This window comes from Ferdinandcohnia salidurans (assembly GCF_042680725.1).
Classification (GTDB): Bacteria; Bacillota; Bacilli; order Bacillales; family Bacillaceae_L; genus Ferdinandcohnia; species Ferdinandcohnia salidurans.
Genome location: NZ_JBHUEK010000007.1, coordinates 440,338 through 459,196, shown reverse-complemented (window position 1 = coordinate 459,196; position 18,859 = coordinate 440,338). Strand labels below are relative to the sequence as shown.

The window sequence follows — 18,859 nt, the reverse complement described above, 5'->3', positions numbered from 1 at the left end:
CAACTATTTTATTTCTTTATCGAGTAGTAATGATCTATAGTCGTCGATGCGATTGATTCATAAAGAGTGTTCGTTAGGCTATTTGCCCCTTTTGCATCTAAGCCTAATTCCCAAATCATCATTCCACCAAAGCCATGATTTAGGGCAAGCTTTGTTTTTCTTGCCATCATCGTTTGACCGTTATAATAATAGGTTGTACCATTCATATTGACTGTATCCTTTACGGCATTATCAGGATTACTTTCCACTATTGCTTCATAGGAAACCTGCTTGATGTTTGGGTCTATTGGCTGTGCATAAAACGGAACACCAAGGACAAGCTTTTCTTTTGGCAGCTTGTGACTATCAAATAAATCAGACCAGTAACCTACGATGCTTTCAGTAAACGGGTAAGGTGATAAATTCTCAGCATGATAACCACCGTCCCATTGGCCATCATATGCCATAATATTTACATAGTCTACATATTGAAACATGGCTGGCTCATATTTCACATAAGCTAATTCAGTTAAGGTTTGGCCATGAATTTTTGAGTGAACTGCAATTGATAATTCCTTGTTTTGATCACGTAACTTGCTACCTAATGTTTTAATAAATTGATGTAAATGTTTCGTATCAGCATCTGTACGTGGATGTTCGAAATCAATATCTATACCATCTAGATTTTCTTGTTCCACAACTCTAATCAGTTCATTCACAAGTTTTTGCTGTGAAGCTGGATTTGCCAATGCTGCTGAAAAGTAATCATAGGACTCTCCGCCATTCATATGGAACCAACCGCCAACGGCAAGCATTGCCTTTGTATCATGTTTATGGGCATTGGCAACCATATTTCTAAGGTTTTTAACTGCATGATCACCCGTAAACAAGAGTTGACCATCCTTTGTCGGATGAACAAAGGAGAAGATAATATGTGTCAGTTTCGAATAATCAATTTGATTGGGGTCGCGAAAATCCTGTATATAACCGACTAAAACGTTTGACGTTTTTTTATCCAGTTTGGGTTTTGCTTTTTGATCTGGACTTTTTGACGATTGTGGTGTTTCAGTACCGATTTTGGTTTCATGTTGATTTTGGTTTGATAGCCACAAACCTGTTAAAAATCCACCACCAAAAATCACAACCACCAACATACTAAGGAAGATAGATCGTTTTTTCATGATGTTGTCCTCCTGTTAAAGTTTATCCTCAAATTTTATCAAATAGTCGTGACATATAGTTGTGGTAATATCATCCTATACATATATTTTTTTAGTCCTATATAAACTAATTACTATACGTCTTTGACAAGGAGCAATTTAATGAGCATTCAACTTGAACAATACTATAATCAAGCAGTCGATCGAGCAAAACAGATGGTTTTGGATGATATCAATCATTACATGGAGCCAAAAGAAACGACCCCTTCATTTGAGCAGTATGTCCGTGAACGAGGGCAGTTTATCGAACAAATTTGGCTCAACGCTTGGTTAAATACAGCAGTTCATGCATCTATATCGGAGAAAAAAGCCTATTTAGTGGAGCATGGATTTGAAGTTGAGGATGTTGGTAAAAAACTACTGAATAAACTATTTCGAACTGAAATTCGTAATATACATCCTTATGATTTAATAGGTTGGCTAGAAGAGACATACGCAAAACAGCCTGAAGATTGGCAGCAAATATATCAAACCGCAAGAGCCGAGTATGAAGCTCGAATTATGAAGCAACAGGACCGTGAAACTAAGAGAAAATTTATTCTCAAGCTAAACTTTTACCTCAACGAAATACTTGGGGAGCATTACGAGGAACTTTATCTAAGGATTCGTTATTTACTAGGGAGTCATTTAGCAATCGAGATTGAGCAAAAAGGGATAATTTTATCATCAGACGATGTGACATTTGCTTCTTATCTTTACAAAGAAACTGAACTTGCGCATAACCGCTATTTTTATCAGGAAAATTTGATTGAGGAATATGAAGATCTCATTTTACATCAACTCATGGATTTCGGGCCCAATTGGTTAAAATCGCACTTGCCTGAACATATATTCGCAGATTGCCAAAATAGCTTTCAAGAACCATTATCTGATGCATTTTTACAGGAAATAGCCTATGAGTATTTTCTAGATGTTCGGGATGATTTATTTGAGGATATATTAGAGGAATATGTGTCAGACCTTATGAAGCTTATTGACATTCCATTTGAGTTGGACACACATAGACAGCTGTTTTTAAAAGACATAACCGAGAGAAAAGAACGTTCCGAAAAGGAAAAAGAGGAATTAAGACGACAAAAAGAAGAAGAGCAAAGAATGCTTGAGGATATATTCGGACGAGCATATAACTTATCACCTGGCCGAAATATCCAGTATGTTCTTCATGTTGGAGAAACCAATACTGGAAAGACGTATCAAGCAATCCAACGAATGAAGGAAGCTAATAGTGGCGTTTATTTAGCTCCATTACGATTATTAGCACTCGAAATTTATGAAACCTTGAATGAAGAAGGGGTACCGTGTGATTTAAAAACAGGAGAAGAAGAAAAGCTTGTTGAAGGGGCTAACCATCTCTCAGCAACCGTTGAAATGCTAAGAGAAAAGGATTTCTACGATGTAGTTGTAATAGATGAAGCTCAAATGATTTCGGATAAGGACCGTGGCTTTTCTTGGTATAAAGCGATAACAAATGCAAATGCACAAGAGGTTCATATCATTTGTAGCTTTCATGCAAAATGGATGATTTTACAGCTTCTTGGTGATTCAAATGTAGAAGTTTATGAATATCATCGTGATGTACCATTAGAGGTAGAACCTCAATCTTTTCGTTTGAATCAAACGCGACAAGGGGATGCATTGGTTTGTTTTTCAAGAAGAAGAGTTCTTGAGACAGCTTCTGAGTTACAACGAAGTGGACGTCGTGTGAGTATGATATACGGGAGCATGCCACCGGAAACTCGAAAAAAACAGATCCAACGCTTTAATAGCGGGGAGACAACGGTTATTGTGGCTACAGATGCAATCGGCATGGGTTTAAATCTGCCGATTAGACGGATAGTGTTTTTGGAAAATGATAAATTCGATGGAACGAGAAGAAGGCTGCTAACCTCTCAGGAAGTGAAACAAATTGCAGGACGAGCGGGCAGACGGGGAATTTATGATATCGGTAAAGTCGCTTTTACAAGCGATATCAAAACAATGACACGTTTATTAGAACAAGAAGATCCGCCGCTTCAGGGCTTCGCGATCGCTCCAACAAATGCAGTTCTTGAACGTTTTCAAAAGTATTCTCGAAAAATGAGAATGTTTTTCTATCTATGGGATCAATTCAAGAGTCCAGAGGGGACGAAAAAGGCAAGTCTATATGAGGAACGGATGCTTTATGAGTTAATTGAGGATACAATTATTGAGGCAAAGCTATCGTTACCTGACCTATATGGCTTTTTGCATCTACCATTTTCGTCAAATGAACCATCTCTACGTGCCCAATGGAAGAAAACTCTCGAGGCGATTGTCGATGGTTTCCCGCTGCCAGATCCAATCCTTAAAGATTCTGGACTAGAAGAACTTGAGCTCTCCTATAAAGCGGTCGGCCTCCATCTGTTATTCCTTTATAAATTAGGAAAACAGACAGAAGCTCAGTATTGGGAACGAGTAAGGGAAGAAATTAGTGATAAAATACACGAACACTTAAAATCAGGTATTCAGCCAACTAAAAGAGTATGTAAACGATGTGGAAAGAACCTACCAATTGGCTTTTCCTTCGCGATCTGTAATGAATGCTATTTCGAACGACCAAGACGTGGACAACCTAGATAATCAATAGACATAAAAGCGATTAAGAAATATCGCGTAGATAGAAAATAATCCAAAAGATCAACCAGATTTACTCTGGGTGGTCTATTTTTTTGTAAAAATTTAAAAATATTTGCAAAAAATTGAAACCTTTTAGCAAACCACGCCGTCTTAATGGTTAGGGTAAAATTTGAATATTTTTAAAAACGCAATCTACTGGATTAAACAAGGATATAGAGATAGAGAGATTCAAAATTTACCTATTTAATGAAATGAAAACTATAGGGGGAAGTATGTTGAAGAAAAAGAAGGTTTTAGTATGGGTCTTGTCGATTATCGGAATCCTGGTAATCGCGGGTGGTGTAGCTGCCTTTTTCATAAAAGAAAGGAGTGTGGCATCTGTTGGAGAACAAATTGAGGAAGTAAATGTAACGGTACAAAAAGCAAAAGAGCAAGAATTAATCGAAACAATTCTAGTAACAGGTGAAATCGTTCCTGAAGGTGAACAAAAGGTATTCTTAAATCCAGAACATGGAGAGATTAGCGAATATAAGGTAGAAGAAAACAAAACTATAAAAGCAGGAGACCCGCTATTTGTCTATGATTCTTCAAAGCTAGATACAGAATTAACTAGAGCTACTAGGGAAAGAGACTTAATTCAAGTAAGAGCAAAGACAGAACAAAATCAAATCGCAGCCCTAAATAAACGGATTGAGGAAGCAAAAAAAGCCCTTGCTGCACAAAAAAACAAACCAAAACCAAAGGCTGCTGAGACACCTGAAAAGACTGAAGAAGGTACAGAACCACAAAAAGTCGAGGAACCACCAGTTGAAGATGTAAACCAACTTACAAGTGAAAAGGTTCAAATGGAACTACAATATGAAAATACGAAATCAGAAATTACAGCAGCAAATGAACGAATCGCGGAAATTACGAATCAGAAAAAAGAAATGACAGTTGTTAGTAAAATTGATGGAATCATTGTAAAAGTGAATAAAAATATTGCAACAACTGAAGCAGGTGCATCAGAGCCCGTCATACATATCATTTCAAATAAACCATATAAAGTAATTGGAACAATGAGTGAATTTGATGCAGTCAAGATTCAACAGGGACAAGAAGTAATTGTCCGTCCTAAGGTATTCAAGGACCGAGAATGGAAGGGAGTTGTCGAATCCGTTTCTCATTTTCCAAATGATGACGGAGGAGCTGGTGGAGAATTTCCGGGTATGGGTGGTGGCAATGTTACCATGTATCCATTCAAAGTGGGAATTACAGACGACACAACTGACCTTCGTCATGGGTTCCACGTTTCATTAGAAGTTAGAATTCCTGGAACTGAGATTCTTCCCGTTATTTCGCATACGGCTATTTTGGATGAAGGTGGAGTAGCAGTTGTGTATGTCTTAGTAGACGGTATCTTACAAAGACGTGAAGTTCAAACGGGTTCAATGAATGATGAATTTATCCAAGTCACTGAAGGTGTTAATAAGGATGATCTCGTGGTTTTAACACCATATGAAGGAATGTACGATGGAATGGAAGTGACCTCCTTTGATGAAGTTGAGTAAGATTACAAAGGTGTATGGAAACGGGGCTCTTGAGGTACCCGTTTTGCACGGAATTGATTTAACCATTGAGGACGGGGAATTTATTGCCATCATGGGGCCATCTGGTTCAGGAAAATCTACCTTAATGAATATTATTGGTTTCCTAGATTCCCCAACTTCAGGCTCGTTTGAATTGAACGATGAAGAAATAGGACTCGTAAAGGATCGAAAGTTAGCAAAATTACGTAATGAACATATCGGTTTCGTGTTTCAGCAATTCTTTCTTTTACCACGTCATAATGCACTAAAAAATGTTGAATCTCCGCTAATTTATGCAGGAGTTCCGAAGCGGGAACGTATTGACAGGGCTAAACAAATGTTAGACAAGGTCGGACTTGGAGACCGAGTCAAACACTTGCCAAATGAGCTCTCTGGTGGCCAAAAACAAAGGGTGGCAATTGCGAGAGCCCTTGTAAATAATCCTTCGATTGTATTAGCGGATGAGCCAACTGGTGCTCTTGATTCTAAGACGAGTGAGCAAATCATGGAGTTAATGGTTCAACTAAATAAAGAAGGTAGAACTGTCATCATTGTTACGCATGAGGATGAAGTTGCAGCATACGCAAATAGGGTTATCACATTAAAGGATGGGTTGATAACGGATGACCAAAGGAGAAGGCTATGAGTCTATTAGAAAGCTTTAAAGTAGCATTATCCTCGATCTGGAATCATAAGATTAGGTCCATTTTGACGATGCTGGGAATCATCATTGGTGTGGCGGCTGTAATTATTATTGTCGCAATCGGCCAAGGGGCCAAAACGAAAATGACAGAGGAATTATTTAGTATCGAAAAAAATGCAGTCGATATTTGGTATCAGCCAATGCCAAAAGAAGGAGAAGAAGAATCAGAGATGTTCTGGATGGAACCTGAACTAACATCCGACGACGTCGAAACCCTTTCTGAAGTTCCAGGTGTAAAAGCAGTTATCGCTACAAACCAAGGCTGGGGGCCGTTAATCTATAATGACCAACAGGGAGAAATGGAAATTACCGGAGTTGGACCTGAGTTCTTTACAGCTCGAAACATTCAAATTGTTGAGGGACGACCAATCAATGCGAGAGATAACGATGGAAGAAACCGGGTAGTGATGATCGATACTGTCGCGAGGGAAAAATTCTTTCAAGATAAAGAAAATATTATTGGTGAAATCGTCGATCTAAATGGTAATCCCTATAAGTTAATCGGAGTCTACGAGTCACCTATCCCTGAGCAATATCGGTATAATGAATCAGGCGAAATGCTCATGCCACGAGGAGTCATTTCAATGATGTTTGGCAATCGAGAAATCGAACGTTTAGCTATAATTGCAGACGATCCAGAGCGAATATCTGAAATCGGTCGTTCTGCAGCTGATACCCTAACGGTGGCCAAAAAACTCGAGGATGGGATGTATACGGTAAACGATTTTTCTGAATATGAACAAGAAGTCGATACTGTCATTACAATCATGACTTTAGTCATTGGTAGTATTGCAGGAATTTCATTATTAGTGGGTGGCATCGGTGTTATGAACATCATGCTGGTTTCCGTTACTGAAAGAACGAGGGAAATTGGTTTGCGAAAAGCCCTAGGAGCAACGCGCGGGCGAATTTTACTGCAATTTTTAATTGAATCAGCGACATTAACCTCACTAGGAGGTATGCTCGGAATCGGACTTGCAACGATAGGGACCATTGTTGTATCTCAATTTGCACCAATCACTGCGACCGTAAGTCCAATGATTGTCATAATCGGCGTAGGCTTCTCCGCTTTCATTGGTATCATCTTTGGTATCTTACCAGCAAACAAAGCCTCAAAACTTAGTCCGATCGATGCATTACGTTACGAATAAGGATGGATCTAAAAAGGAGGGACTGACCTCCTTTTTTGTTTTGCCTGAAGGAAGTCAATAATAAATGTCGAAAATTTATATAGGTGGAAATTATTATAAAAGGGTGGGAAAACATGATTCACGAAAAACATGAACTAAAACACAATAACGAAAAAGCTGAATTATTCACGTATCTTCTAAATAATTCGGAAAGTATTGACCCAGACCGTAAACGACCTATGATTGTCATATGCCCTGGCGGTGGCTATGTACATACGTCTGACCGTGAAGCAGAACCAGTTGCTATACAAATGCTAAGTAAAGGTTATCATGCAAGTGTTCTAAGATATAGTGTGGAACCATCTGTATTCCCGACAGCCCTTTGTCAGTTGGCAAATGCAGTCGGCTTGATTCGTAACAATGCAGAAAACTGGAATGTTGACCCCAACAAAATCATCGTCATGGGATTTTCAGCAGGCGGCCATTTAACTGCTAGCTTAGGAGTATTCTGGGACAAGGAGTTTTTAACAGAACAATTATCCTTTTCAAAAGAGGTAATAAAACCGAATGGATTAGTCCTAAGTTACCCAGTTATTTCTTCTGGTCCACATGCTCACGAGGGTAGTTTCCGGGCTTTATTAGGTGATAAGTTTGAGGACCAAGAGCTACGAGAATTTTTATCCTTGGAAAACCAAGTAACGTCTGAAACCCCACCAACATTTTTATGGCATACGGTATCAGATGCGTCTGTTCCTGTTGAGAACAGCATGCTATTTGCACAAAGTTTATTGAAACAGAAAGTCCCGCTCGAAATGCATATTTATCCAGAAGGTGTTCATGGACTATCACTTGGTACAGAGGAAACGCAGTCAAAAGGAAGAGACAATCACATTCAGCCTGAAGTAGAGAATTGGATTGAGATGGCTGCAAGATGGGTAAAGGCATTATAAAAAATGAATATGCGCAAAAGAGGGTCGTTAAAGGCCCTCTTTTTAATTTGCGACGAATAAGACCAATACCTTGCTATCTCTTTTATTAAATGCGTAAAATGAACAAATACTCATATAAATAAATATGATTTATTCAGCTGACGATTGGAGAGATTATGTGGAACGAAATTGGGAAATTGCTTTTGATTCACTATCTAACATAACTGTTTTATCAAACCCAAATAACGAGCCAGTCACCATTATTGGTGATGCTGATGATTTAAACTGTATCGGTGTCGGCACAGATGCAGCCGTTTTTCAATTTGTTAATGCCCCAGAATATGCATTTAAGAAATATGCGAAAGACAAAGTTGCCAAAGTTAAGGCTGAGGCAGATGTTTATCAGATCCTAGGTGAATCATCATTCTTTTCTAAATGCTTTGCTTCTAAAGATCATTACCTTGTTTTAAGCTACGAGCAAGGTATCACTCTATATGACTGCATCCTCCAAGGAATTCATATCCCGGAACAAGTTGTAGAAGATGTGGAGGAAGCAAGAAATTATGTTCGTAGCAAAGGGCTAAACCCTCGTGATATCCACCTGAAAAATATATTATTACAAAACGGAAGAGCAAAAATCCTTGATGTTTCCGAATACATTCAACCGGGTAATGATTTTCGATGGGAACACCTAAAAAAAGGATATGAAGAATATTATCATATGATAGACGGAAAAGCGGTTCCGTTTTGGGTCGTGGATACAGTGCGTAAGTGGTATAACCAACAGAGCACATATTTTCCGTCAATTGATGACTTTATGAAAATCGTTCAGAAGCTTTTATATAGAAAATAGAAAGATGTCGTCAATCTTCACAAAAATACAAACAGGCTGTAATTGTTGCTTTCGTAACGACTAAAAAAGCACCGGAATTCAATCGAATGTGTTAGAATAATGTGGAAAGCCATGCAGGGTCTGGCTTCAATATTAAACTAAAGCGATTATAAGTGTGGAAGTCAAAATGGAGGTAATAAATATGTATCCACTTATTCTAAGACATCCTGGACCTACTCCAATTCCGAAAAAAGTTGAACTGGCAATGGCTCAGGATATGTTTAGTCATCGTACTGAAGAATTTGTAAAGTTATACAAAGATGCCACACAACGTGTGAAACCTATCTTTGGAACTAAGCAAGATATTTTACTTCTTCCCTCAGGAGGAACAGCAGCATTAGAAGCAGCTGTGGTAAATACTGTTTCCCCTGGAGATGAAGTAGTCGTCATCACAGTAGGAGCCTTTGGAGATTATTTCGTTTCTATTTGTGAAAAATATGGCTTAACTGTACATAAACTGGTTAAAAATTGGGGTGAAGCTTGTACAAAGGAAGATCTCAATGATTTTTTGAAACCGCTATCTAATATTAAGGCCGTTTTTACTACGTATAATGAAACTTCTACAGGAATTTTAAATCCGATTGAGCAACTGGCTGAAGTGGTTCATAATCACTCTGACGCTCTGTTTATAGTTGATGGGGTAAGCTGTATTGGAGGAGCCCCTGCTGAAATGGATCAATGGGGAATTGATATATTGGTAACAGGTTCACAAAAAGCGATGATGCTTCCACCTGGACTTGCACTTGTAGCTGTTAGTGAAAGAGCCTGGGAAGTAATTGAAGCCAATAACACCTCCGCTTATTATTTAAATCTATTAAGCTATCGTGAGTGGGCAGCAAAAGGAATGACGCCTAATACTCCTTCTATTTCGCTCATAATGGGTCTATCAGCTGTGTGCGATTTAATTGAAGAGGAAGGCGGATTTTCAAAAACGGTTGAACGACACGATGTCATGAAAAACATGGTTAGGGAATCTATGAAAGCCTTATCAATAGATTTATTAACGAGTAACGAGTATGCATCACCTACAATTACGGCAATCCGTGCCCCAGAAGGATTGGATCTTTCAGCCTATTTAGGACATCTTAAGAAGGAATATCACCTAGATTTTGCTGGGGGACTTGGCCATCTCCAAGGCAAAATTTTCAGATTTGGACATATGGGCTATTGCTTCCCTAGTGATGTCCTTCAAGCAGTTTCCCTAATGGAAGCTGGTTTACAAGACTTTTCCTATAGCATTGAGCCCGGTGCTGGAGTAAATGCAGCACAAAATGTATTCTTGGCCTCATTAAGAAAGTAAACGATTTAATTGCCAGACCCTATTGATGTAATTAGTTAGTATAGGAAATAATAACAACTGAGTGGTTTTTCCACTCAGTTGTTTCTTTGTCGGAAATTTCTTAATTAAACTGAATATGAAACTTATTGCCTAATAAATCGTAGTACATTACTACAGAGAAATTTGTAAAAATAAATATTTCGAATTCGTTAATAAGGTTTCAGTTTTGTAAGGAGGGGTTTTAATGGGAATTATTAAAGCAGCCGTTAGTGCGGTAAAAGGAAACTTAGCAGATCAATGGCTTGAGGTAATTGAACCACAGGAGATGAGTGATACAACCGTTATGTCGGTTGGTGTAAAAGTACGTGCTAAAGATCGTCGAAATCAAAATTTTAAAGGAACAGATTCCACGATTTCAAACGGATCAATCATCCATGTGTATCCAAATCAATTTATGCTTTTAGTTGATGGAGGAAAAATCGTGGATTATACAGCAGAAGAGGGCTATTATCAAGTTGTAAACTCTTCTCAACCATCCTTATTTAACGGTCAATTTGAAGAAGCTTTATACGAAACCTTCAATCGTTTTAAGTTTGGTGGTGTTCCTTCTACATCTCAAAAAGTGTATTTTATTAATCTTCAAGAAATAAAAGGGATTAAATTTGGCACACGTAACCCGATCAACTACTTTGACAATTTTTATAATGCAGAATTATTTTTACGTACTCACGGGAGCTATTCTATAAAAATTGTTGACCCGCTTAAATTTTTCATGGAAGCCATTCCTCGAAATAAATCGAATGTTGATATCAATGACATTAATGGACAATACTTATCTGAATATATGAATGCTTTGCAAACGGCAATCAACAAAATGTCCGCAGATGGGATCCGAATTTCGCATGTCACTTCAAAAGGAATGGAACTTGCAAAGTATATGGCAGAAGTCCTTGATGAAGACTGGACGCGGATGCGCGGAATGCAGGTTGAATCCGTGGGAATCAACAGTATTACGTATGATGATGAATCACAAAAGCTGATAAACATGAGAAACCAAGGTGCCATGCTTCAGGACCCGTCAGTTCGTGAAGGATATGTCCAAGGTGCCATTGCAAGAGGATTAGAAGCCGCTGGTTCCAATGATGCGGGATCGATGCAAGGATTTTTAGGCATGGGAATGGGGATGCAAGGTAGCAGTGGATTTATGGGCGCTGCGTCTGATTCGAATCGTCAGCAAATGCAGCAGCAAACGCAAAAACAGCAAAATCAACAGGGAGAGAATTCCAATAAATGGAAATGTTCTTGTGGGCAAACCAACACAGGTAATTTTTGCTCGGAATGTGGGTCACCCAAACAACAAGCAAATAAAGAGACTTGGAAATGTCAATGTGGCCAAGAAAATAGTGGAAAGTTCTGTTCAAACTGTGGCAATAAAAAGCCTGAAGAACTAACATGTCAAAAATGTGGATTTAAACCAGCAAATCAAAATGCAAAATTCTGTCCGGAGTGTGGATCTCGTTTTGAACATTAATGATGTGCTAAATCAAGCAGAAATAGAGGTGATAAGGGTTGGGGGTTGTAGTCTATAAATGTATTAACTGTGGTGGACCATTAGCATTCAAAGCTGAAACCCAAAATTGGACCTGTGATTATTGTTTGAGTGAATTTACAGAAGAAGAAGTGAAGAAGTTCATCAATAACGAAAAAGCAGAGGAAGAAGCAGAAGCAAGTAAAGAATCCATACATCATGCAAAAGAATTAGATCAGGAATTTGATGAAAAAGCTACAGGCTATACGTGTAGCAGTTGCGGAGCAGAAATTGTAACCGATGATACTACTGCCGCAACTTTTTGTTATTATTGCCACAATCCTACGATTATCCCAAGGCAATTAGAGGGAGAATATCGCCCAGAGATGGTCATTCCTTTTAAACTTGACCGTAAAAAAGCAGAAGAATTATTTAAAAATTGGTGTAAAGGGAAGCCACTACTTCCCAAGTTCTTCACTTCAAATTCAGAGCTCGAAAAACTTTCAGGAATCTATGTTCCATTTTGGTTGTTTGATAGTAACACTTCTGGAAAAATTGAGGGCGAAGCTAGAAGAGTTAGAACCTATACCAGAGGGGATACCAGGTATACTGAAACAAAATATTATAAGGTGATGCGGGAAGGAAAAGCAATATTCCGTGATGTACCAGCAGATGGTTCCAAGAAAATGGATGATAAGCTCATGACCATTCTCGAGCCTTATGACTATAACGATTTAACCGATTTTTCGATGTCCTATTTGTCTGGCTTTTTTGCCGAAAAGTATGATATGAACCAAAATGATGTATACGGAAGAATTTCCAACGTTCTTCGTAATAATATAGGAACTTTACTCGAAGGTACCATTCATGGATATAGTACGGTCTCGATCCAAAATACAAACGTAAAGCTCTCGAATGTTAAAGCAAAATATGTTTTATTACCCGTTTGGATGTTTACCTACCAATATAAGGGCAAGACCTATATATTTGCAATGAATGGCCAAACCGGAAAAATCGCAGGGGACTTACCAATTAGTATTGGAAGAGCTAGTAAATGGTTTGGTATGATTTCAGCCAGTGTCTTTGCAGTCCTGTCGTTAGGAGGGTTATTTATATGGTAAAGAAAAAAGTTCTCTTTATCCCATTTTTCCTCCTCACGTTGTTAGCTTTTGCGACCGTTACATTTGCTGACAACGAACATATTTTTGATCAGGCCAGTTTATTCTCAGATACTGAAAAAGCAGAATTGCAGGAGCAAGCAATTCAATTAATTGAACAATTTCAAATGGATATCCGTATTGTCACAACGGATGATAGTGAAGGAAAATCAGCAAGAGATTACGCCAGCGATTTTTATGATACTCATGGATTCGGTTATGAAGGAACAGCGGATGGAATTTTGTATCTAATTGACATGGATAACCGGGAAGTGTATATCTTTACACGCGATCGAATTGTTGATTATTTTCCAGACGTGACCGTAGAGGAAATTCTAGACCATGTCTATCCTTATTTAACAGAGGAAGCGTATGGTGAAAGTGCGAAAGCGTTCTTGTCTGACCTTGAGACTACGATGAATGAGGGAATTCCTGAAGGACCATCTTCTTCTGGTGGATATGCACAATCAGATAGTTCTACTTCCTATCCATCAAGTACCTCACAAGGAGAATTAGTTAAAGAACTTTTAATCTATTTTGCTATTGCAATTGGGGTTGGCGTTATTTCAGTTGGGGTAATGGCGATGTACAACAGAGGGCGCTCGACGACAACAGCGCATACCTATCTAGAATCTAATTCATTTACTGTAACCAATAAAATGGACCGTCATTACAATACACGCGTCACACAACAAAAGATTCAAAGAAATTCAAATAATGGTGGAGGATCATCTTTTTCCGGCGGCGGCAGATCTGGCGGTGGGGGAAGAGGGTTTTAAGAAAGCATGAGGAGATTATAAGCCTCATGCTTTTTTCTATTCTAATAGTAATTGCCTGATTTAGTAGGATAATAGTAATGAAATTGAAAAGCTATTACAATATAACGCCTACTATTTTATTTCCCGACAGTTTGTCGAAATGCGAAATCAAGGTGTTCGTAATAATGAACAGTTACAATGGTAATAGATTTTATGAAAAATGTTATTTTTTATTATTAATTTTCGAAATTTTTATTTATAATAGGTAATAGACTGAACAGTCGATTTTATTTCTTCAAGATGAAACTCGAAATGGGGGTATAGTATGTCTAACCAACAAGTAATAAATGCTGAACTTCAAGAAAAGGTCGATCAATTTAAAAAATTAGATGAAAAAATCACACATCTAAATAGTGTACTTGCTCTAGCAGATTGGGATCAAAAAGTTATGGCTCCGAAGAAAGGACGATCACTTTTTGCCAATTCCATCGGAACATTATCAACTGAGATATTTAAGCTATCTATCTCGAAAGAAATGGGTCAACTATTAGAGGTATTAACAGATGATAAATTGTATGCGCAACTAGATGACGTGACAAAAGCAACTGTACGAGAAAGAAATAACTTCTATAAACAATCAAAAAGCATTCCATCGGAACTGTATAATGAATATATCGTGTTGACTTCAAATGCCAATGATGCATGGGAGGAAGCTAGAGAAACGAATAATTTTGAAGTTTATCTTCCATATCTTGAACGAATTGTGGAAATTAAAAAGGAATTTACGAAGTATTATGGGTATGAAGGGCATCCATATAATGCATTATTAAATGAATTTGAGCCTGGATTAACAGTTGAAGTGCTGGACCCACTTTTTGCAGATTTACGAAAAAGCAGCATCGATTTATTAAATCGAATCAATCTTTCATCTTCTAAGCCAAGTGGCGAGGTTTTTGAAAAGCTTTACAATCCAGAGATTCAAAAAGAGTTTAATAAATTCTTACTACCGCGAATTGGATTTGATATGAATGCAGGACGACTTGATGAAACCGTACATCCATTTGCTCAATCGATTAATACAGGGGATGTCAGAATTACAACTCGCTACCTTGAGGATAATGTTCGATCTGCGATCTTTGGTACAATCCATGAAGCAGGACATGGTATATATGAGCAAAACATAAATCCTGAATTAGAAGGAACATCAATCTGCAATGGAGCATCCTTTGGAATTCATGAATCACAATCAAGATTTTTAGAAAATATGGTTGGACGTAGTGAAGAGTTTTGGAAGTTCTTTTACCAAGATCTCCAAAATCATTTCCCTGACCAATTAGGAAATCTGGATGTGAACGATTTTTACCGGGCAATTAATATTGTTGAGCCTTCATTTATTCGAGTTGAAGCAGACGAATTAACCTATAATCTACATATCATGCTTCGTTATGAAATAGAAAAAGGACTCATCAGTGGGGATATTGCCGTAAAAGACCTTCCAAATGTATGGAATGAGAAGATGAAGGACTATTTAGGGATTGTACCTCCAACTGATACTTTAGGGGTGCTACAAGATGTTCATTGGTCATTTGGCGGCTTAGGATACTTCCCATCATACTCACTAGGAAACTTATATGCAGCCCAAATTTTGAATACGATTAAGAAGGAACTCCCTGACTTTTACGTTTATATTGAAAGAGGAGAGTTTAGCATCATTCAAAACTGGCTTAAAGAGAAAATACACCAATACGGTGCTATTTATACACCTGATGAATTAATTAAGAAAGTTACTGGCGAAAGCTTAAATGCTACTTATCTAGTGAACTATTTAGAAGAGAAATATTCAAAGGTTTATCAGTTATAAGCTAATATACAAAAAGTATGAAAAAATATTAAGCCTCGTTCCTTTATTGGGACGGGGTTAGTTGTGGTTTTAACGGAAAGGAATGAATGGTATAATGCTTTTTGGACAGTACAAGAATGAAAGCAGTAGGAGTGAAAAAACTGAACAACGATAGATTTACACTAAGTCAGATATGCATGCTCATAATTATTACACTTGCAGGAGTTTTATTGTCTGTAAGCTTTCATATCCCATTATTTATTGGATTTTTACCTGGATTTGTATTTCTCATTTCATTAATCAAAAGGAAAGGAAGATCTCTTCGTGAAATATGGAAGATATGTAGTAAGGGAATAAGCAAAACACAGACTGTCATTCTCATTCTATTTCTAGTTAGTTTCATCCTTCCTTCTTGGTACGAAGCAGGTACAATTCAAGTATTGGTTTCTGTTGCATTACAAATTATTACACCTGATCATTTCTTTTTGCTCTCCTTTATCATTGCTATGCTTTTTTCAATGACGCTAGGTACTTCTATAGGAACACTAAGTGCAGTTGGGATTCCAATCATGAGTAGTGCTATTTCAATTGATTTGGCACCTCATATAGTAGCTGGGGCATTGTTGTCTGGAGCATTTGTTGGGGATCGAACCTCACCTTTTTCAAGCGCTTTTCAGTTATTATCACACACGGTTGAGATTTCTAATAAGAAGCAATTTCATGCAATGGCACTAACTACTATTCCAGCAATTTTAATTAGTATCGTTTTTTACAGTTATTTAGATTCTCAATATGGCCTGAATCAAGGTGACCTAACAGCATTTAACTGGGAAGAATTATCCTTAATGAAGTTACTACCGCCACTTATTTTAATGGTCGTGGTATTATTTCGGAAAGGAATTGTTTATGCTTTTCTATCAAGTATAATCGTAGCTAGCATCATTTCACTCATCGATGGATCTACCTTTTACCAACTTTTTCATGCCCTATTCTTTGGCATAAAGGGAATGGGCGGGGGCCTTATCAATATGTATATGCTTCTTATCTTCTTAGCATTGGCTGGCGCATATAATGGGCTTTTAGAAGAATATCGTGTCATCCAACCATTAGTCGACGGTTGGTTACATCAATCAAAAACATTAGTTGAAGATTCGGTTAAAACAATCATTGCTACCTTTGGAATCTCTCTAATTGCTGCGAATCAGACATTACCGATTATCCTTACAGGTAGAACGCTGTTGCCTCATTGGATAAATAACCGAACAAAAGCTGACCTAGCAAGGGTTATGGCAGACTCGACCATGCTATTTCCAGGCATGATTCCATGGAGCGTACTAACGATTATGTGTAGTACCGTATTGGGATTACCAGTAACTACTTATCTTCCTTATGCCATATTTTTATGGAGTTTACCTTTTATTACGATAGTCGTTTCTATCTTGATACAGTCTAGATCTAACAAAAGAAGTAAAGGTTATGTACAAAGAGCCTCATAGGCAAACAAACTCTTACTTCGTATATATGCTAAGGTCAAACTAGCTAACGTCTTGTTGAGGACGTTGGCTTTTTTTATAAGAATACTAGCTCTCCAACATTAGGTTTACTCAATGTTTAATTTATAAGCACAGGATAATACGAATACGCATATCCTTAATATAAAATTGAAAAACCATTTAGTAAGGACAAGACCCCCCAAAAAAGATGAATTCCCCCAATTAACAAGGATTTTGAAAGGAGATTTAATATGAATAATAGAACCAATAGTTCCATTTACATCATTTCAGGTCCATATGGAGTTGGTAAATCGACTTTGTCGAGGGCACTTGCTAGGGAGATGGATAAAGTTGTTTTAATTGAAGGGGACCGAATTAAATCAATGTTCGCAGGAAAAGAGCCACTTCCTAGGGAAAAACAGCGATCACTACTTTGGAAAAATATCCTTTCCTTAACAAAGAATTGCTTAGAGAATAACATGAATGTAATTGTTGATTATGTTGTTAGAAGTGAATTACAGTGGTTTTGCAAACATATTTCGCAATTTAATGTGAAAATTTATTATGTTGTATTACGAGCAGATAAAGAAACACTTATTAGACGGTTAAATAAGCGTGGGGATGATTTTTTAATACAAGGTTCTCTACATTTATTAGATCATCTTGAAAAAGGTTTACCGAACAAAAACCATCTTTATGATACAACGAATAAACAGCCCGTTGAAATTATTACCGATTTACAAAGTCGTTTCGAACAATTTTTAGTGTAATTTTTCACCAATTCAGCCTTTTCCTCTTTGATTTTGTATAGTTCATTTGGATGGACTACCCCATAACTTATTCTCTAGTCTTCAAACCGAATCCCAATCTTAATATCTCTCGAAATATTCCCTATCTTTCGTGGCTTATGCACATTTCGTTAACAGTATGTTTATACCTATACAATACTAGAATTTCAGAATATGTTAATAAGAAATGAAAAGGAGGGAAAACATGAAGGTCGTAATTTTGGCAGGTGGATTTGGGACAAGAATTAGTGAGGAAACCTATTTAAAACCCAAACCTATGATAGAGATAGGAGATAAACCCATCCTATGGCACATTATGAAACTGTACTCTAATTATGGTTTTAACGATTTTATTATCTGCTTGGGGTATAAGAGCCATGTTATTAAAGAGTACTTTTCAAATTATTATCTCAATCATTCCGATGTAACCTTTGATTTTCAAAATGAGAATAAGTGTATAATCCATCAGAGTTTTACGGAACCATGGAAGGTTACTTTAGCTGATACAGGTCTAAATACATTGACAGGTGGACGGATCAAGAGAATCCAGGATTATATCGGAAATAACCCTTTTATGCTGACCTATGGTGATGGAGTTGGGGATATTAATATCAAACAACTAGTTGAGTTCCATCAGTCCCATGGAAAACTAGCGACAGTAACGGCGACACAACCGAAGGGAAGATTTGGAACTTTGTCCTTTTCACCTGATCAAAAAGTAGAGAAATTTCAAGAAAAGCTACAAGGTGATGGCGGTTGGATAAACGCAGGCTTTTTTGTATTACAACCGGAAGTATTTAACTATATAAATAATGGTGATCAAACAATTTTTGAAAAGGAGCCATTAGAGAATCTCGCTAAAGATAGTCAATTAATGGCATTTAAGCATACGGGTTTTTGGCAGCCGATGGATACGTTAAAAGATAAGAGGTATTTACAAGAGCTTTGGGATTCGAATAAAGCCCAGTGGAAGGTATGGAATAAATAAAATGGAGGTGGA

General features: G+C 37.5%; 15 protein-coding genes. 14 read left to right on the top strand and 1 reads right to left on the bottom strand.

Features of this window, described 5'->3' with window-relative positions:
- Positions 1 to 8 precede the first annotated feature (8 nt).
- Entirely contained in the window at positions 9 to 1,160 is a 1,152-nt protein-coding gene (locus tag ACFSFW_RS05175; protein WP_388035739.1) for a glycosyl hydrolase family 18 protein, read from the bottom strand.
- Positions 1,161 to 1,301: 141 nt separating this feature from the next.
- Here ACFSFW_RS05175 and ACFSFW_RS05170 point away from each other — a divergent pair, with 141 nt between their 5' ends.
- From ACFSFW_RS05170 to rfbF, 14 genes are all read left to right on the top strand, one after another.
- Positions 1,302 to 3,797: a DEAD/DEAH box helicase gene (locus tag ACFSFW_RS05170; RefSeq protein ID WP_388035736.1), complete on the top strand. Its 2,496-nt coding sequence runs from the start codon at positions 1,302 to 1,304 to the stop codon at positions 3,795 to 3,797.
- Between the two features lie 272 nt (positions 3,798 to 4,069).
- Positions 4,070 to 5,344: an ABC transporter substrate-binding protein gene (locus tag ACFSFW_RS05165; RefSeq protein ID WP_388035733.1), complete on the top strand. Its 1,275-nt coding sequence runs from the start codon at positions 4,070 to 4,072 to the stop codon at positions 5,342 to 5,344.
- Positions 5,328 to 6,008: an ABC transporter ATP-binding protein gene (locus ACFSFW_RS05160; protein WP_388035730.1), complete on the top strand. Its 681-nt coding sequence runs from the start codon at positions 5,328 to 5,330 to the stop codon at positions 6,006 to 6,008. The genes ACFSFW_RS05165 and ACFSFW_RS05160 overlap by 17 nt, the downstream gene beginning before the upstream one ends.
- The gene (locus ACFSFW_RS05155) at positions 6,005 to 7,216 is read left to right on the top strand and encodes an ABC transporter permease (RefSeq protein WP_304220468.1); all 1,212 of its coding nucleotides are present in this window, start codon (positions 6,005 to 6,007) and stop codon (positions 7,214 to 7,216) included. The genes ACFSFW_RS05160 and ACFSFW_RS05155 overlap by 4 nt, the downstream gene beginning before the upstream one ends.
- Positions 7,217 to 7,329: 113 nt before the next feature.
- Entirely contained in the window at positions 7,330 to 8,145 is an 816-nt protein-coding gene (locus ACFSFW_RS05150; RefSeq protein WP_304220470.1) for an alpha/beta hydrolase, read from the top strand.
- A 157-nt stretch (positions 8,146 to 8,302) separates the two neighbouring features.
- On the top strand, positions 8,303 to 8,977 hold the full coding sequence (locus tag ACFSFW_RS05145; RefSeq protein WP_304220472.1) for a serine/threonine protein kinase: 675 nt from the start codon (positions 8,303 to 8,305) through the stop codon (positions 8,975 to 8,977).
- Between the two features lie 181 nt (positions 8,978 to 9,158).
- Positions 9,159 to 10,316 carry a pyridoxal-phosphate-dependent aminotransferase family protein gene (locus ACFSFW_RS05140; RefSeq protein ID WP_388035725.1) on the top strand — a complete coding sequence of 386 codons (1,158 nt, stop codon included), beginning with the start codon at positions 9,159 to 9,161 and terminating at the stop codon, positions 10,314 to 10,316.
- A gap of 223 nt (positions 10,317 to 10,539) precedes the next feature.
- Complete coding sequence (locus ACFSFW_RS05135) at positions 10,540 to 11,826, top strand: SPFH domain-containing protein (protein ID WP_388035722.1); 1,287 nt, start codon at positions 10,540 to 10,542, stop codon at positions 11,824 to 11,826.
- Positions 11,827 to 11,864: 38 nt separating this feature from the next.
- Complete coding sequence (locus ACFSFW_RS05130; protein ID WP_388035720.1) at positions 11,865 to 12,944, top strand: TFIIB-type zinc ribbon-containing protein; 1,080 nt, start codon at positions 11,865 to 11,867, stop codon at positions 12,942 to 12,944.
- Complete coding sequence (locus tag ACFSFW_RS05125) at positions 12,938 to 13,759, top strand: TPM domain-containing protein (RefSeq protein ID WP_304220158.1); 822 nt, start codon at positions 12,938 to 12,940, stop codon at positions 13,757 to 13,759. Before ACFSFW_RS05130 ends, ACFSFW_RS05125 begins: the two co-directional genes overlap by 7 nt.
- A 304-nt stretch (positions 13,760 to 14,063) precedes the next feature.
- Positions 14,064 to 15,599 carry a carboxypeptidase M32 gene (locus ACFSFW_RS05120; RefSeq protein ID WP_388035717.1) on the top strand — a complete coding sequence of 512 codons (1,536 nt, stop codon included), beginning with the start codon at positions 14,064 to 14,066 and terminating at the stop codon, positions 15,597 to 15,599.
- A gap of 116 nt (positions 15,600 to 15,715) precedes the next feature.
- Positions 15,716 to 17,074: a Na+/H+ antiporter NhaC family protein gene (locus ACFSFW_RS05115; protein WP_388035714.1), complete on the top strand. Its 1,359-nt coding sequence runs from the start codon at positions 15,716 to 15,718 to the stop codon at positions 17,072 to 17,074.
- Positions 17,075 to 17,322: 248 nt separating this feature from the next.
- Positions 17,323 to 17,841 carry a P-loop nucleotide/nucleoside kinase family protein gene (locus tag ACFSFW_RS05110; RefSeq protein ID WP_388035711.1) on the top strand — a complete coding sequence of 173 codons (519 nt, stop codon included), beginning with the start codon at positions 17,323 to 17,325 and terminating at the stop codon, positions 17,839 to 17,841.
- A 223-nt stretch (positions 17,842 to 18,064) separates the two neighbouring features.
- Complete coding sequence (gene rfbF / locus ACFSFW_RS05105; protein ID WP_388035708.1) at positions 18,065 to 18,847, top strand: glucose-1-phosphate cytidylyltransferase; 783 nt, start codon at positions 18,065 to 18,067, stop codon at positions 18,845 to 18,847.
- Positions 18,848 to 18,859: the final 12 nt, after the last annotated feature.

Coding starts and splice junctions, on each gene's coding strand:
- ACFSFW_RS05115 (WP_388035714.1), top strand. CDS start 15,716: ATGAAAGCAGTAGGAGTGAAAAAACTGAACAACGATAGATTTACACTA.
- ACFSFW_RS05120 (WP_388035717.1), top strand. CDS start 14,064: ATGTCTAACCAACAAGTAATAAATGCTGAACTTCAAGAAAAGGTCGAT.
- ACFSFW_RS05155 (WP_304220468.1), top strand. CDS start 6,005: ATGAGTCTATTAGAAAGCTTTAAAGTAGCATTATCCTCGATCTGGAAT.
- ACFSFW_RS05125 (WP_304220158.1), top strand. CDS start 12,938: ATGGTAAAGAAAAAAGTTCTCTTTATCCCATTTTTCCTCCTCACGTTG.
- ACFSFW_RS05110 (WP_388035711.1), top strand. CDS start 17,323: ATGAATAATAGAACCAATAGTTCCATTTACATCATTTCAGGTCCATAT.
- ACFSFW_RS05140 (WP_388035725.1), top strand. CDS start 9,159: ATGTATCCACTTATTCTAAGACATCCTGGACCTACTCCAATTCCGAAA.
- ACFSFW_RS05175 (WP_388035739.1), bottom strand. CDS start 1,160: ATGAAAAAACGATCTATCTTCCTTAGTATGTTGGTGGTTGTGATTTTT.
- ACFSFW_RS05170 (WP_388035736.1), top strand. CDS start 1,302: ATGAGCATTCAACTTGAACAATACTATAATCAAGCAGTCGATCGAGCA.
- ACFSFW_RS05135 (WP_388035722.1), top strand. CDS start 10,540: ATGGGAATTATTAAAGCAGCCGTTAGTGCGGTAAAAGGAAACTTAGCA.
- ACFSFW_RS05150 (WP_304220470.1), top strand. CDS start 7,330: ATGATTCACGAAAAACATGAACTAAAACACAATAACGAAAAAGCTGAA.
- rfbF (WP_388035708.1), top strand. CDS start 18,065: ATGAAGGTCGTAATTTTGGCAGGTGGATTTGGGACAAGAATTAGTGAG.